The organism is Achromobacter sp. DH1f, from assembly GCF_000633435.1.
Classification (GTDB): Bacteria; Pseudomonadota; Gammaproteobacteria; order Burkholderiales; family Burkholderiaceae_B; genus Achromobacter; species Achromobacter deleyi.
This window is the reverse complement of sequence record NZ_AYMF01000007.1, coordinates 124515-138509: the sequence shown is the minus strand read 5'-3', so window position 1 is coordinate 138509 and position 13995 is coordinate 124515. Positions and strand designations below refer to the sequence as shown.

Here is a 13995-nt window from a genome sequence, read left to right as displayed (position 1 = left end):
TGGGAGTGCGCGACGGCGCGGCGTAGCCGCAAGTCCGGCCGTGGCGGACGGCGGCGGCAATACCGATAAAATACCCCGAGTTACATCCCACACGGCTACCCCAAGGAGGCCCCATGTTGCGCGATGACGACGTCGTGCTGGTCATCAGCAACGCGCCGGACCTGCTGCTGGCCAAGCGTATCGCCCATGTGCTGGTCGAAGACGGACTGGCGGCTTGCGTGAACCTTGGCGCCCCGGGCCTGTCCATCTACCTGTGGCAAGGCGTGGTCGAGGGGACGGAAGAAATCCCCATCCACATCAAGACCACCTACGCGCGCCACCAGGCCGTGGTCCAGGCCCTGGCGCAGATGCATCCCTACGACGTGCCCGAAATCATCGTGCTGCCGGTCATCGGCGGCGCGGCGCCCTATCTGGATTGGGTGCGCGAACAGACGGCCGTCCCGCAGAACAAGAGAGACTGATGTTGCAACTCGCGGTTCCAGCCAGCGCACCGGCGCGCGCCTTGTTCCCCAGACTGCTGGCCCTGTTGGCCATGGCGCTGCTGCTGTGGGGCTGGAACGCGCCCGCGCGCGCCGATGCCGAATTCCTTGAACCGGAAAAGGCCTTTGTCTTCAGTGCGGTGATGGCGGCGCCGGACACGGTCGAGCTGCGTTTCAAAGTGGCGCCCGGCTATTACATGTACCGCGAGCGCTTTGGCATCACCATCAGTCCGCTGGGCGCGGCGACCCTGGGCGAGCCCGTCTATCCGAAAGGCGACGTCAAGTACGACCCGACCTTCGAGAAAGACATGGAGGTCTATCACAAGGATGTCGTGATCCGCGTGCCGGTGGCCCCTGGCGGTCAGCCTTTCACCCTGACGCTGACGGGCCAGGGCTGTGCCGACGCCGGGCTGTGCTACCCCCCGATGGACAGCAGCGTGAAGCTGACGCCGGTGGCGGGAGGCTATGCCGTGGCAGGCGTAGGCGGCGCCAGCGCTGGTGCGTCGACCGCCCCGGCATCGTCGGGTGGCTTGAGCGCGCTGGTGAACGCAGGTGATACCGGCCTGGCCGATGCGCTGGGCGGGCTGGGTTGGGTGAAGACGGCCGGCGTGTTCCTGGTGCTGGGCCTGCTGCTGGCGTTCACGCCCTGCGTCTTGCCGATGATTCCGATTCTCTCGTCGATCGTGCTGGGCGGGGCCAACCAAGCCCACCCGAGTCGCGGCCGGGGCCTGGCGCTGGCGGCGACCTACGTGCTGGGCATGTCGGTGGTCTACACCGCGCTGGGCGTGGCCGCAGGCCTGAGCGGCGCGGGTCTTGCCGCGTGGCTGCAGACGCCCTGGATACTGACCTTGTTCGCCATTTTGCTGGCGGTGCTGGCGCTGGCGATGTTCGATGCCTTCACCTTCCAGATGCCCTCGGGCATTCAGGCCAAGTTGGCCGAACGTTCGTCGCGCGTGCCCGGCGGGCGCTACACCGGCGCGCTGGTGATGGGGGCCCTGTCGGCCCTGATCGTCGGGCCCTGCGTGGCCGCGCCGCTGGCTGGAGCGTTGCTGTACATCTCGCAGACGGGCGACGTGGTACTGGGCGGTTCTGCCTTGTTCGCCATGGCCTGGGGCATGGGCGTGCCGCTGTTGATCGTGGGCGCGTCGTCGGGGGCGCTGCTGCCCAAGGCAGGGCCCTGGATGGACGGCGTCAAGCGGCTCTTTGGCATGTTGCTGCTGGCGACGGCGTGGTGGATGCTGATTCCGGTCGTGCCTACCTGGGTGCAGATGACCGGCTGGGCCTTCCTGGCGATTGTCGGGGCCGTGATGCTGCGGGCGTTTGATGCACTGCCGGCCGGTGCCGGCTCGGCGCGCATGTTCGGCAAGGGCCTGGGGCTGCTGCTGGCCCTGGCCGCCGCCGCGTGGCTGGTGGGGGCGGCCAGCGGCGGGCGCGACGTGCTGCAGCCTTTGTCCCATTTTGCATCGGGCGGCCCGGCCGCGGCCGGCGTGTCGGCCAATGCCGGCGAGGCGCATTTCAAGCGCGTGCGCAACAATGCCGAGCTCGACGCGGTGCTGGCGCAGAGCCAACAGCCGGTGATGCTGGATTTCTACGCCGACTGGTGTGTGTCGTGCCGCGAGATGGAGCGCTTCACCTTCACCGATCCGGGGGTAGCGCAGCGCATGGCGGGCATGCTGCTGGTGCAGGCGGACGTCACGGCCAACAATGCCGACGACCGCGCGCTGCTCAAGCGGTTCCGCCTGTTCGGCCCGCCGGGCATCATGTTCTTCGCGCCGGGCGGCAAGGAATTGCCCGAGGCCCGCGTGGTGGGATTCCAGGACGCCAAGCGTTTCACCGAGTCGCTGGACCGCGTGCTATTGCGTTGAGCGGCGACCGGCCGCTACCATGAGGGCTCGCGCCGCGTGGGCGGCGCCCTCCATCCACCAGGCCGGCGCCCGTGACGTCTCCGACAGTTGCTGCAAGCCAGGACCGCACCGGTCTGATCTATCTTCAATTGATGTTCGTGATGGCCACGTGGGGCCTGAACATCGTCTCCATCAAGTACCTGACGCAACACATGGACATCCGGGCCCTGGCGGCCGTGCGGATTGCCGTGGCGTTCGTCGCGGTCACCTTGATCGTCAAGGCCCGCCGCGGCCGCATTCCCCGGCTGGGCCGCGTGGAACTGGGCTGGGTCGCGCTGGCGGGCTTCCTGGTGGTGTATGCGCACCAGACCGCGCTCGTCTACGGCCTGCAGTTCTCGTCGGCCGCCAATGGCACGCTGTTGATGGCCACCAGCCCGCTGTTGTCGGCGCTGCTGGCGGCCTTGTTCTACCGTGAAAAGCTGACGTGGCTGCGCATTGCCGGCGCCTTGCTGGGCCTGGCCGGCGTGGCGATGGTGGTGATCGGCAGCGGCGCGCAGTTGGGCCTGACGGGCTGGGGCGATGCGATCGTGTTCCTGGCGGTCGCGGTGTTCGTGTTCGGCGGGCTGGTGATCCAGCGCATCTCGCGCACGCTCGATCCACTGGCGATGCTTTGGTACATGTACCTGGCTGGCGGGCTGATGCTGGTGGTGCATGCCATCCTGACGCCCGGCTCGTACGAAGCCGAGGGCTGGCGCATGACGTGGTGGCCGTGGATGGTGCTGCTGTTTTCGGCTGTCATCGCCTCGGGCGTCAGCAACATCATCTGGAATGCAGGCATCGCGCGGCTGGGGATCAGCCGCGCGGCGCTATTCGTGAACTGGCTGCCGATCTTCGGGCTGCTGTTCGCCGCGCTGTTCCTGGATGAACACGTGACGCTGGTGCACGTCGCAGGCCTGGCCTGCATCTTGAGCGGGACCTGGCTGGGCCTGCGTCGCAGCAACTAGTCGCGGTTCTTGAGCAGCTTGGCCGCCTCGATGGCGAAGTAGGTCAGGATGCCATCGGCGCCGGCGCGCTTGAACGCCAGCAGGGCTTCCATCATGACCTTGTCGTGGTCCAGCCAGCCGTTGGCGGAGGCGGCCTTGATCATCGCGTATTCGCCGCTGACCTGATAGGCGAAGGTCGGCACACGGAAGGTGTCCTTCACGCGGCGCAGCACGTCCAGGTAGGGCATGCCGGGCTTGACCATGACCATGTCGGCGCCTTCCTGCAGGTCGGCGGCGACTTCGCGCAGGGCTTCGTCCAGGTTGCCGGGGTCCATCTGGTAGGCCATTTTGTTGGACTTGCCCAGGTTGGTGGCGGACCCGACGGCGTCGCGGAACGGGCCATAGAAGGCGCTGGCGTACTTGGCCGAGTAGGCCATGATCTGCGTGTGGATGTAGCCGTTGGCTTCGAGTGCGCGGCGCACGGCGCCGATGCGGCCGTCCATCATGTCGCTGGGGGCGACCATGTCGACGCCGGCCGCAGCCTGCGTGAGCGCCTGCTTGACCAGGATTTCGACGGTAGGCTCGTTGACGACGTAGCCGTGCTCATCGATGACGCCGTCCTGGCCGTGGCTGGTGTAAGGGTCCAGCGCCACATCGCACAGCACGCCCAATTCAGGGAAGCGCTTTTTCAGCTCGCGCACCACGCGCGGGATCAGGCCGTCGGGGTTGGTGGCTTCGATGCCGTCGGGCGTCTTGAGCGACGGATCGATGGCGGGGAACAGCGACAGCACCGGGATGCCCAGCGATACGCATTCTTCGGCCACCGACATCAGCGTGTCCGGCGAATAGCGGACCACGCCGGGCAGCGACGGCACGGCTTGCTTCAAGCCCGTGCCTTCGGCCACGAAAACGGGGTAGATCAGGTCGTCCACCGTCAGGGTGTTTTCGCGCACCAGGCGCCGGGTGAAGTCGTCGCGGCGCAGGCGGCGGGGGCGGGAAACCGGGAAGTCGGGGGTGATGATCTGCGGGTTCATGGTACGACCTTGGGAGAGATCCAGTTTTCTATGTGCGCGCCAGCTTCTTCCAGGCCGATGCGCTCGGGTGCCGAGAAGGGGATGGTGTGCAGGGCGCCGATGTCCGCCAGGTCTTTGCGCACGGAAAACACGGTGCGCATGCGCTGGCCGTAAGGCAGCTTGTCGGCTTTGGTGAGCAGCGCCAGCACCGGACGGCCGGTGGGGGCGATGAAATTGGCCAGGCGGCGATCCAGTTCGGTGACGCCGCGGCGGATGTCGATGAGCAGCACGATGCCGACCAGCGATTCGCGGTCGCGCAGGTAGCCGCCCAGGATGTCGGCCCACTTTTCCTTCTCGTTGCGGGCCACCGACGCGTAGCCGTAGCCGGGCAGGTCGACGAGATAGCCGATGTGGCTTTCAGGGTCCAGCGGGTCGGGCAGGCTGAACATGTTGATCAGGCGCGTGCGGCCCGGTGTCTTGCTCGAGAAGGCAAGGCGGCGCTGGTTGCACAGCACGTTGATGGACGTGGATTTGCCCGCGTTGGACCGGCCGACAAAGCAGACCTCGGGTGCGCCGGCGGGCGGCAACTGGTCGAGGCGAGCTGCCGACGTGAGAAAAGAGGCGCGATGTAGGAGGGACACGGATGGCTTTGGATACGGTTGGTTTCGAGCCCTATTGTATAATCCGGCGTTTGCAACAGTGGTCCCCGTGCGCGGAGCCGTCTCTTTTGCTTACTGTTAAGGGCATTTCGGTACCTACCGGCATGTTCCAGGCAGGCAAGACGGGCAAAGCAGGTTCGATACGGTTTTCCAGATGTGCGGGTAGGCGTGGGCGCCTTTTTGCGCCTTGAGCGATGCGATTCGTCGAGGTCTTCATGAAGCGTGTGCTGTCCCGGATGTTGGTTGCGAGCGGGCTGTTGCTCGGCGCCTCCGCCTTATCTACTACGAGTTTCGCCGCCGACGGTGCTGCGGGCCCGGCCAAGCCAGATGCCGCCAAGGGCGGACAGCTGTTTGACCAGGGTGACGCCTCCCGAGGCATCATTGCCTGTGCCTCCTGTCATGGCGCGGCGGGCAACAGCACCATTCCGGTGAATCCCAACCTGGCCGCGCAACCCCACGAATACCTGGTCAAGCAACTGACCGATTTCCAGGTCAAGGCGGGCGCCAAGCTGCCGGTGCGCAATGGCGCGGGCGGCAATCCCACCCCCATGACCGCCATGGCGCAGAACCTGACGCCGGCCGACATGCAGAACATCGCGCTGTACCTGGCGCAGCAGCCTCTGAAAGAGCCCGCCACGGCCGGCTACGAGAAGCTGGTTGATCTGGGTCAAAAGATCTGGCGCGGCGGTTTGCCCGAACGCAATGTTCCCGCGTGCGCGGCATGCCATTCTGCCAACGGCGCGGGCATTCCGGGCCAATACCCCCGTTTGTCGGGTCAGTTCCCCTTGTATATTGAAGAGCAGCTCAAACTGTTCCGCAGCGGCGATCGCGCCAACGACGTGATGCACGCCGTGGCCGACCGGATGTCGGATGCCGACATCAAGGCCGTGGCGGATTACGCGGCTGGCCTGCGGTAGCCGCTTGCCGGCAACGCGCGCGGCTGGTCCGCGTTCACACAACCTGAGCGTACGGAACCTGGTTCCGCTACGCGCTGTCTACGAGGGGGGTAGCCGATAGCGCGGCCCCCCTTTTTTCATGAATTCGACTCAGACACACTCTCGTCCCTCTCTGCGCAGCCTGCCCCGCGATCTGTTCGAACTGCTGGGTTCGATGCGTTTTGCCGTCAGCCTGCTGATGTTCATCTGCGTGGCCAGCCTGGTGGGGACGGTGCTGCAGCAGAACCGGTCGTCCAGCAACTACATCGACCAGTTCGGCCCGTTCTGGTACGAGGTGTTCGACAAGTTTTCCATCTGGCACGTCTACAACAGCTGGTGGTTCCTGTTGATCATGGCGTTCCTGGTCATTTCGACCTCGGTCTGCCTGATCCGCAACGCGCCCAAGATGCTGCGCGAGGCCAGCTCGTTTCGTGAGCACGTGCGTGGCAGCAGCCTGCGAGCCTTCCCGCACCGCGTCGAAACCGAGGTGTCCAGCGACGTGCCCCAGACCGCGGCAGGCCTGACGGCGCTGCTCAAGCGCATGGGCTATGCGGTGCGCGAGCGCCAGGACAATACGGGGGTGCTGCTGGCGGCCAAGAAGGGCAGCGCCAACCGGCTGGGTTATGTGTTTGCGCACGCCGCCATGGTCATCATCTGTATTGGCGGGCTGCTCGACAGCGAGCTGCCCGTGCGCCTGCAGGTCATGTTCGGCGGCAAGAAGCCCATCGTCGAGAACATGCTGATTTCCGAGGTGCCGGAAAGCGGCCGCCTGTCGGTCGACAACCCCAGCTTCCGCGCCAGCGTGCTGGTGCCCGAGAACGGCCAGGCCAGCACGGCGGTCGTGATGGTCGGCGACGGCGCGCTGGTGCAGCCGATGCCGTTCACGCTCAAGCTCAAGAAATTCGTCGTCGATTACTACTCGACGGGCATGCCCAGCCGTTTTGCCAGTGAAGTGGAAGTGACGGATCCGGATACCGGCAAGTCGTTCGACTCCACCATCGAAGTGAACGAACCGCTGCGCTTCAAGGGCATGACGGTGTATCAGTCCAGCTTCGACGATGGCGGCAGCACGGTCGTGCTCAAGGGCTATCCGCTGGTGGGCGCCGACAGCGCTACCTTCAACGTCGACGGCACCGTGGGCAAGACCGCCGAAGTCAGCGCGAACACGGCCAAGGGCCCGCGCAGCATGGGTGTGGAAATCACGGCGTTGCGTCCGATCAACGTCGAAGACCTGACCCGTGGCGACCCCAAGGGCGCGAACCAGAGCTTTGCCGAGCACGTGGCATCGGTATCCGGCAGCGCGGCGGGCAAGAAGAACGAAAACCTGCGCAACGTGGGCCCCAGCGTCGAATACAAGCTGATCGACGATGCCGGCCAGGCGCACGAATTCCAGAACTACATGCTGCCGGTGCAATTGGACGGCGCCAGCGTGTTCCTGGCCGGCGTGCGCAACAACGCGTCCGAACCGTTCCGTTACCTGCGCATTCCCGCGGACGACGACAGTTCGGTGGCGGAATTCATGCGGCTGCGCGCCACCCTGGCGGACCCCGCGGCACGCCAGGAAGCGGCGCGCCGCTTCGCCGAACGCAACAGCCCCACCGGCGCCGACCGCCAGCCCTTGCAGACGGCCGCCGAACGCGCGTTGGAAACCTATTCCGGCGGTGGCCTGCAGGCCGTGGCTGCATTCCTGCAGGCCAATACCCCGCCGGCCGACCTGGAGCGTGCGGCAGACGTCGTGATCCGGCTGATCGGCGCAAGCATGAATGAACTGCGGGGCGTCGAACGCGAACGCGCCGGTTTGCCGCCCGTGCCTACCGAGGGCGCCGATGGCGAGCGCGCCGCGGTGTGGTCGCGCCTGGCGGTGGCGGCGCTGTCCGACCTGACCGTCTACCCGGCGCCGGTGTTCTTCTCGCTGGCCGATTTCAACCACATCCAGGCCAGCGTGTTCCAAGTCAGCCGCACCCCGGGCAAGAACACGGTCTACCTGGGCAGCCTGCTGCTGGTGCTTGGGGTGTTCTCGATGTTCTATATTCGAGATCGCCGTGTCTGGATCTGGGTCCGGCCGCAAGACGGCGGCAGCGGCATCCTGGCGGCGATGACTTCGCAGAAGCGTACACTCGACTTCAATCAAGAGTTCGATCGCTTCAAGCAGGCGCTGCTGCGCCAGAAAGGGTCTTAAGGTTTCTTATGTCCACGACGACCACCACGCATTCCCCCACGCCCGACATGCCTGTGCATGCCGCCTCGCCAGGCAGCCCCTGGGACGAAAGCCTGTCCGAGACCGGCGACAACCGCGCGCAACGCGGTAAACCCGACTGGACCGACGTCGTCTTCTTCCTGTTGCTGGCAGTGGGGGCGGGTTTTGCGCTGACCCGCTACGCCGGCGCCATGGACTACTACGAGAAGATCATCCTGTGCGGCACGGTGCCCGCGCTGGCCTGGCTGGGCTGGCTGTGGCGCCCCTTGCGCCGCCTGATGGTCGCCTGTGCGATCGCGGCCGGCCTGGCACTCATGCTCTACGGCAACGACCTGGCGCGGGCCGAGCAGGTGTTCTTCCTGAAGTACCTGTTCTCGTCGCAGTCGGCCATTCTCTGGATGAGCGCGCTGTTTGCGCTGGCCATGGTGTGCTACTGGATCGGCGTGGTCAGCCCGACGGCCGCCTGGCTGGGGACGGCCCTGACCTGGGGCGCGGTGTTCGCGGGTGTCACGGGCCTGCTGGTGCGTTGGCGCGAAGGCCACCTGATGGGCCCGGACCTGGGCCACATTCCGGTCAGCAACCTGTACGAAGTGTTCGTGCTGTTCTCGCTGATCACGGCGCTGTTCTACCTGTACTACGAACGCAAATACAAGACGCGCGCGCTGGGCGGCTTCGTGCTGCTGGTGGTGACGTCGGCCGTCGTGTTCCTGCTCTGGTATTCGTTCACGCGCGACGCGGGGCAGATCCAGCCGCTGGTGCCGGCGCTCAAGAGCTGGTGGATGAAGCTGCACGTGCCCGCCAATTTCATCGGCTACGGCACGTTCTCGCTGGCGGCCATGGTCGGCTTTGCCTACCTGGTCAAGCAGCATGGGCAGACCACGTCGTGGTTGAAACTGGCGCCGCTGTTCGTGCTGGGCGTGCTGCTGTGCGCCGAACCGATGGTGTTCCGCACCGACGGCCTGTCGGCGACCTGGATGCTGTATTTCGGCATTGGCGCCGTGATCGTCGGCGCGATCCTGCTGGCGCGGCGCCATATCGCCGCGGCGCTGCCGCCGCTGGAGGTGCTGGACGACATCATGTATCGCGCCATCGCCATCGGTTTCGCCTTCTTCACGGTGGCCACCATTCTGGGCGCGCTGTGGGCGGCCGATGCCTGGGGCGCGTACTGGCAGTGGGACCCCAAGGAAACCTGGGCGCTGATCGTCTGGCTGAACTACGCGGCCTGGCTGCACATGCGCCTGATCAAGGGCCTGCGCGGCACCATGGCGGCCTATTGGGCACTGACGGGCCTGCTGATCACCGGCTTCGCCTTCCTGGGCGTGAACATGTTCCTGTCGGGCTTGCACTCCTACGGCCAGCTCTGACGCCTGATTGACCCACGAAAAAGGCCCCGACGGGGCCTTTTTCACATCTGGACGGCATGCCGCTCAGGGCAGCGTCGATTCGCCCCGCAGCAGATCGTCCAGCGTTTCGCGTTGGCGCACTACATGATAGTGGTCGCCGTCGACCATCACTTCGGCCGCGCGGGGGCGTGTGTTGTAGTTGGCCGCCATGGTCATGCCGTAGGCGCCCGCCGATTCCAGCGCCAGCACGTCGCCTTGTTCCAGAGCCAGCACGCGCTGCCGGGCGAGCCAGTCGGCGCTTTCGCAGACCGGGCCGACGATGTCGTATTCCGTGGCATCGCCCGCGCGCGGCCGAAGGGGGCACAGCCCGTGCCAGGCCTCGTACAGGGCGGGCCGCAACAGGTCGTTCATGGCGGCATCGACGATGGCGAAATTGCGGGCCTCGTTGTGCTTGAGGTACTGCACGGTGGTCAACAGCACGCCGGCATTGCCGATCAGCGAGCGGCCCGGTTCCAGCACCACGTGCAGGTGGCCTTGGCCGCGGGCTTGCAGCCGCTGGAACACCGGGTCCAGCAAAGCCTTGGGCGAGGGGGGCGTTTCGTCTGCGTAGCGGATACCCAGTCCGCCGCCCAGGTCCAGGTGCGACAGCGAGATGCCGATGGCGTCCAGTTGCTCGACCAGGTCGAGCAGCTTTTCCAGGGCATCTAAATAGGGACTGATGTCGGTCAGCTGTGACCCGATGTGGCAATCCAGGCCGGTGATGTCCAGGCCCGGCAGCAGGCGGGCGCTGCGGTAGGCGTCCAGCGCGCAATCGATGGGGATGCCGAACTTGTTTTCTTTCAGGCCGGTGGAGATGTACGGATGGGTCTGGGCATCGACATCCGGATTGACGCGTAGCGATACCCGGGCGCGCTGGCCCATTTCCTGGGCAACGTCCGACAGACGCTGAAGTTCGGCCTCGGATTCGACGTTGAAGCAGAGTACGCCGGCCGCCAGGGCCGCGCGCATTTCCCAGGCCTGCTTGCCCACGCCCGAGAACACAATCTTGGCGGGGTCGGCGCCGACGGCCAGGGCGCGCTTGAGTTCGCCGCCGGAGACGATGTCGAAACCCGCGCCCAGCCGGACGAATTCTTTCAGGATGGCCAGGTTGGAATTGGCTTTCATGCCGTAGCAGACCAGCACGGGGCGCTGGCCGATGGCACTGCGGTAGGTGTCCCAGGCGCCCCTGAGGGCAGCGCGGGAGTAGACGTAGAGCGGTGTTCCCAGTTTCTCGGCCAGATGGTCCAGCGGCACGTCTTCGGCGTACAGCACATTGTTGCGGTACTGGAAGTAGGGGTGCCCGGCCAGTTCGGGCGGAACTGGGAACGCGGCGGTCATGGCAGCGAGGGGGCCGCCGGGATCTGGGGAATCTGGGGCGTTTGCTGCTGCTGCTGCTGCTGCTGCTGCTGCTGCTGGGTACGCTGAGGCGGCTTGCCATCAGGGGTCGGCATGTACAAAGGACCCTTGTACCCGCAGGCCGCAACCATGCCGGTCGCCACAAGCGTGGCTACAATGCGAAGAGACATGCGGCTGAATGCCAAATGGAACACTGGGAACTCCGTAATTCTTGCAGGCTCGATTATGACCGAAACCGAATTTCTTGCGTTGATCGACCAGGTGCTGGAAAGCATCGAAAGCCAGGCCGATGACTGGGCGGCTTCGCTCGACGTCGACGTCGAAACCAGCCGCAGCGGCAATGTGCTGACCATGGTGTTCGAAGACAATACCCACGTGGTGGTGAACAGCCAGGCCGCCATGCAGGAACTGTGGGTGGCCGCGCGCAGCGGCGGCTTCCATTACCGCTACGACGGCCAGAACTGGAACGATACCCGAGGCGGCCCGAAATTGCCGGACGCCCTGTCCCAGATCTGTTCCGCGGCGGCGGGTGTGCCCGTCACGATCCGCCTGTAGCGTTCAATAAAAAAAAGGCCGGTTCATGCGAACCGGCCTTCTTCTTTGCGCGTCAGAAAGGAATTTTCTGCGACCAGGGCTGCGCGTTCTGCGTGCCCACGCCCGGCCCGACCTTGATGCGGTTGTCGGCGCCGCTGTCGTTGTTCAGGCCGTTCAGGAACTCGCCCAGCGTGTCGGCCTGGGGCAAGCCCAGGCGCGCCACGGCTTGTCCGGGTGGGAATTCCGAGAAATAGTATTCGCCGTTCTCGACGATGATGCCGTCCGGGCGGGGGCGCGGCTTTTCTTCCGGCACGCCCTTGAGCACGTCCTGCATGTAGTCGACCCAGATCGGCATGGCCACGCCGCCGCCGGTTTCGCGTGAACCGAGCGACTTGGGCTGGTCAAAGCCCAGCCAGGCGGTGGCGACCAGGGACGGGGTGTAACCCGAGAACCAGGCGTCCACGGATTCGTTGGTGGTACCCGTCTTGCCGGCGATGTCGTTGCGCTTGAGCAGCACGCGGGCGCGGGCGGCGGTGCCGAAGGTGGCCACGCCGCGCAGCACGTCGTCCATGATCCAAGCGGTACGCGGATCGATGGCGCGGGCAGCGGCGTCGCCGGCCACGACGGGCTTGGACTGCATCACGATCTTGCCGTTGCTGTCGGTGACGCGGTCGATCAGGTAGGGCGTGATGCGGTAGCCGCCGTTGGCGAACACCGAGAACGCGCCGGCCAGTTGCAGCGGGGTCACGGAACCGGCGCCCAGCGCCAGCGGCAGCACGGCCGGCTGGCGGGCCTTGTCGAAGCCGAAGCGGGTCAGGTAGTCCTGGGCGTACTGCGGACCGATGGCCTGCAGGATGCGGATCGAGACCATGTTCTTGGACTTGTACAGACCCTGGCGCAGCGTCAGCATGGGCTCGTACTGGTTGCCGTAGTTCTTCGGGTTCCAGGCCTTGGAGCCCGTTTGGGCGGCAGTCAGTTCGAACGGCTGGTCGGAAATCTGCGTGGCCGGGGTCAGGCCGCGTTCGAGCGAGGCGGCGTAGATGAACGGCTTGATGTTCGAGCCCGGCTGGCGCCAGGCTTGCGTCACGCGGTTGAAGTTGCCACGGTAGAAGTCGAAGCCGCCGACCATGGCGCGAATGGCGCCATCCTGCGGCGACAGGGCCACGAACGCGGCCTGCACCGACGGCAGGTTGATGATTTCCCAGTTGTCGCCCAGCTTGCGGATGTAGACGACGGAACCACGCTTGATGCGTTGTTCGGGCTTGGCCTTGTCGTTGAGCGCACGGGCCACCACGCCCAGCACCTTCTTGTCGGTGACGGTGATGACTTCGCGCGAGCTGCGGGCCAGCTTGACCTCGGTGGGGCTGGCCGACAGGACCAGCGCGGTCAGCAGGTCGCCGCTGTCGCTGAACTTGTCGAACACGCCATCCAGGAATTCGTCCAGGGCCTGGGGGTTGTTCTCGGTGCCGGGGGGCAGGTCGAGCTGCTCTTCGGGGCCGGGGTAGGGCGCGCGGCGGGTGTATTCCAGCACGCCTTCGCGCACGGCACGGTAGGCGGCTTCCTGGTCCTTGGACTGGACCGTGGTGTAGATGTTGATGCCGCGCGAGTAGACGTTGTCCTGGTAGACGTTGAACAGCAGCTGGCGGGCCAGTTCGGCCACGTATTCGCCATGGATGGCATAGCCGCCCGCCGGCGTGCCTTCCGCCGACTTCATGACGATCTGCTGCGCCATCGCCTGCTTGTATTCAGGCTCGGTCAGGTAGCCCAGCGACTGCATGCGGCCCAGCACGTAGCGCTGGCGCAGTTCGGCGCGGGGGCGGTTGGAAATCGGGTTGAAGCGCGAAGGGGCCTTGGGGATGCCGGCCAGCATGGCGGCTTCGGCCGGGGTCACTTCCGACAGCGGCTTGCCGAAGTACGTGCGCGAGGCGGCGGCAAAGCCATAGGCGCGGTGCCCCAGGTAGATCTGGTTCATATAGAGCTCAAGGATCTGGTCCTTGGTGAGCTCGGATTCGATCTTGAACGTCAGCAGCAGTTCGTAGAACTTGCGCGAGTAGGTCTTTTCGGACGACAGGTAGAAGTTGCGCGCCACCTGCATGGTGATCGTGCTGGCGCCCTGTGTCTTGGACATGTTGATCAGGTTGGTCAGGCCTGCCCGCACCACGCCCGTCCAGTCGATGCCGCCGTGCTGGTAGAAGCGGTCGTCTTCGGCGGCCAGCACCGCGGACTTCATGACGTCCGGGATTTCGTTGAAGCGCAGCACGTTGCGGCGTTCTTCGCCGAACTCGCCGATGAGCACCTTGTCGGCCGTATAGACGCGCAGCGGCACCCGCGGGCGGTAATCCGTCATGGCGTTCAGGTCGGGCAGGTTGGGCCACGCCAGCGCCAGGGCCATCCCCGCCAGCAGGACGCCGCACAGGAACAGGCCGGCACAGAAAATGCCGGTCTTGACGAAAAATCGCAATATCGGGGAACCGCTCTTGGCGGGCTTGTCTTTTTTGGAGGAATTCTGGGGCTTGCTCATCGCGGCGATTTTACGGGTATCTCCGGTCCCGCCTTAGCGAGGCGGATCGGTTTCTGTAACAAGATAGTTCAGTGTGGTGCGCGGGCAACTTG

General features: G+C 65.6%; 12 protein-coding genes. 7 read left to right on the top strand and 5 right to left on the bottom strand.

Features of this window, described 5'->3' with window-relative positions:
• Positions 1 to 113: 113 nt before the first annotated feature.
• The 3 genes from cutA (at position 114) to U858_RS0106225 (ending at position 3327) form a co-directional block, all read left to right on the top strand.
• Entirely contained in the window at positions 114 to 461 is a 348-nt protein-coding gene (gene cutA / locus U858_RS0106235) for a divalent-cation tolerance protein CutA (protein ID WP_025136322.1), read from the top strand.
• Positions 461 to 2344 (top strand): protein-disulfide reductase DsbD, encoded by a 1884-nt coding sequence (gene dsbD, locus U858_RS0106230; protein ID WP_025136321.1) that lies wholly within the window; start codon positions 461 to 463, stop codon positions 2342 to 2344. Before cutA ends, dsbD begins: the two co-directional genes overlap by 1 nt.
• Before the next feature lie 131 nt (positions 2345 to 2475).
• Positions 2476 to 3327, top strand: coding sequence for a DMT family transporter (locus tag U858_RS0106225; RefSeq protein ID WP_029953575.1), 852 nt, complete (start codon positions 2476 to 2478; stop codon positions 3325 to 3327).
• Here U858_RS0106225 and hemB read toward each other — a convergent pair.
• A complete protein-coding gene (hemB, locus tag U858_RS0106220; RefSeq protein WP_029953574.1) occupies positions 3324 to 4340 on the bottom strand; it encodes a porphobilinogen synthase in 1017 nt (338 codons plus the stop codon). The two genes, U858_RS0106225 and hemB, sit on opposite strands and share 4 nt — an antisense overlap.
• Positions 4337 to 4960 carry a ribosome biogenesis GTP-binding protein YihA/YsxC gene (yihA, locus tag U858_RS0106215; RefSeq protein WP_025136320.1) on the bottom strand — a complete coding sequence of 208 codons (624 nt, stop codon included), beginning with the start codon at positions 4958 to 4960 and terminating at the stop codon, positions 4337 to 4339. Before yihA ends, hemB begins: the two co-directional genes overlap by 4 nt.
• 233 nt (positions 4961 to 5193) lie before the next feature.
• On the opposite strand from yihA, the gene U858_RS0106210 reads away from it, so the two are divergent.
• From U858_RS0106210 to ccsB, 3 genes are all read left to right on the top strand, one after another.
• The gene (locus U858_RS0106210) at positions 5194 to 5895 is read left to right on the top strand and encodes a cytochrome c (RefSeq protein WP_025136319.1); all 702 of its coding nucleotides are present in this window, start codon (positions 5194 to 5196) and stop codon (positions 5893 to 5895) included.
• 118 nt (positions 5896 to 6013) lie between these two features.
• Positions 6014 to 8092: a cytochrome c biogenesis protein ResB gene (locus U858_RS0106205; RefSeq protein ID WP_025136318.1), complete on the top strand. Its 2079-nt coding sequence runs from the start codon at positions 6014 to 6016 to the stop codon at positions 8090 to 8092.
• Positions 8093 to 8139: 47 nt separating this feature from the next.
• Entirely contained in the window at positions 8140 to 9474 is a 1335-nt protein-coding gene (ccsB, locus tag U858_RS0106200) for a c-type cytochrome biogenesis protein CcsB (protein ID WP_025136317.1), read from the top strand.
• A 63-nt stretch (positions 9475 to 9537) separates the two neighbouring features.
• Here the strand turns inward: ccsB and lysA are convergent, their stop codons facing one another.
• A complete protein-coding gene (gene lysA / locus U858_RS0106195; RefSeq protein WP_025136316.1) occupies positions 9538 to 10830 on the bottom strand; it encodes a diaminopimelate decarboxylase in 1293 nt (430 codons plus the stop codon).
• Positions 10827 to 11018: a lipoprotein gene (locus U858_RS36350; RefSeq protein WP_255358775.1), complete on the bottom strand. Its 192-nt coding sequence runs from the start codon at positions 11016 to 11018 to the stop codon at positions 10827 to 10829. The genes lysA and U858_RS36350 overlap by 4 nt, the downstream gene beginning before the upstream one ends.
• A gap of 55 nt (positions 11019 to 11073) precedes the next feature.
• Between U858_RS36350 and cyaY the strand changes: the two genes are divergently transcribed.
• Complete coding sequence (gene cyaY / locus U858_RS0106185) at positions 11074 to 11403, top strand: iron donor protein CyaY (RefSeq protein WP_025136314.1); 330 nt, start codon at positions 11074 to 11076, stop codon at positions 11401 to 11403.
• A gap of 52 nt (positions 11404 to 11455) precedes the next feature.
• Here the strand turns inward: cyaY and U858_RS0106180 are convergent, their stop codons facing one another.
• Entirely contained in the window at positions 11456 to 13903 is a 2448-nt protein-coding gene (locus U858_RS0106180; RefSeq protein ID WP_025136313.1) for a penicillin-binding protein 1A, read from the bottom strand.
• Positions 13904 to 13995 lie beyond the last annotated feature (92 nt).

Excerpts from the sequence above, each read along its gene's own strand:
- cutA (WP_025136322.1), top strand. The coding sequence starts at position 114 with ATGTTGCGCGATGACGACGTCGTGCTGGTCATCAGCAACGCGCCGGAC.
- dsbD (WP_025136321.1), top strand. The coding sequence starts at position 461 with ATGTTGCAACTCGCGGTTCCAGCCAGCGCACCGGCGCGCGCCTTGTTC.
- U858_RS0106225 (WP_029953575.1), top strand. The coding sequence starts at position 2,476 with ATGTTCGTGATGGCCACGTGGGGCCTGAACATCGTCTCCATCAAGTAC.
- hemB (WP_029953574.1), bottom strand. The coding sequence starts at position 4,340 with ATGAACCCGCAGATCATCACCCCCGACTTCCCGGTTTCCCGCCCCCGC.
- U858_RS0106210 (WP_025136319.1), top strand. The coding sequence starts at position 5,194 with ATGAAGCGTGTGCTGTCCCGGATGTTGGTTGCGAGCGGGCTGTTGCTC.
- U858_RS0106205 (WP_025136318.1), top strand. The coding sequence starts at position 6,014 with ATGAATTCGACTCAGACACACTCTCGTCCCTCTCTGCGCAGCCTGCCC.
- ccsB (WP_025136317.1), top strand. The coding sequence starts at position 8,140 with ATGCCTGTGCATGCCGCCTCGCCAGGCAGCCCCTGGGACGAAAGCCTG.
- lysA (WP_025136316.1), bottom strand. The coding sequence starts at position 10,830 with ATGACCGCCGCGTTCCCAGTTCCGCCCGAACTGGCCGGGCACCCCTAC.
- U858_RS36350 (WP_255358775.1), bottom strand. The coding sequence starts at position 11,018 with ATGTCTCTTCGCATTGTAGCCACGCTTGTGGCGACCGGCATGGTTGCG.
- cyaY (WP_025136314.1), top strand. The coding sequence starts at position 11,074 with ATGACCGAAACCGAATTTCTTGCGTTGATCGACCAGGTGCTGGAAAGC.
- U858_RS0106180 (WP_025136313.1), bottom strand. The coding sequence starts at position 13,903 with ATGAGCAAGCCCCAGAATTCCTCCAAAAAAGACAAGCCCGCCAAGAGC.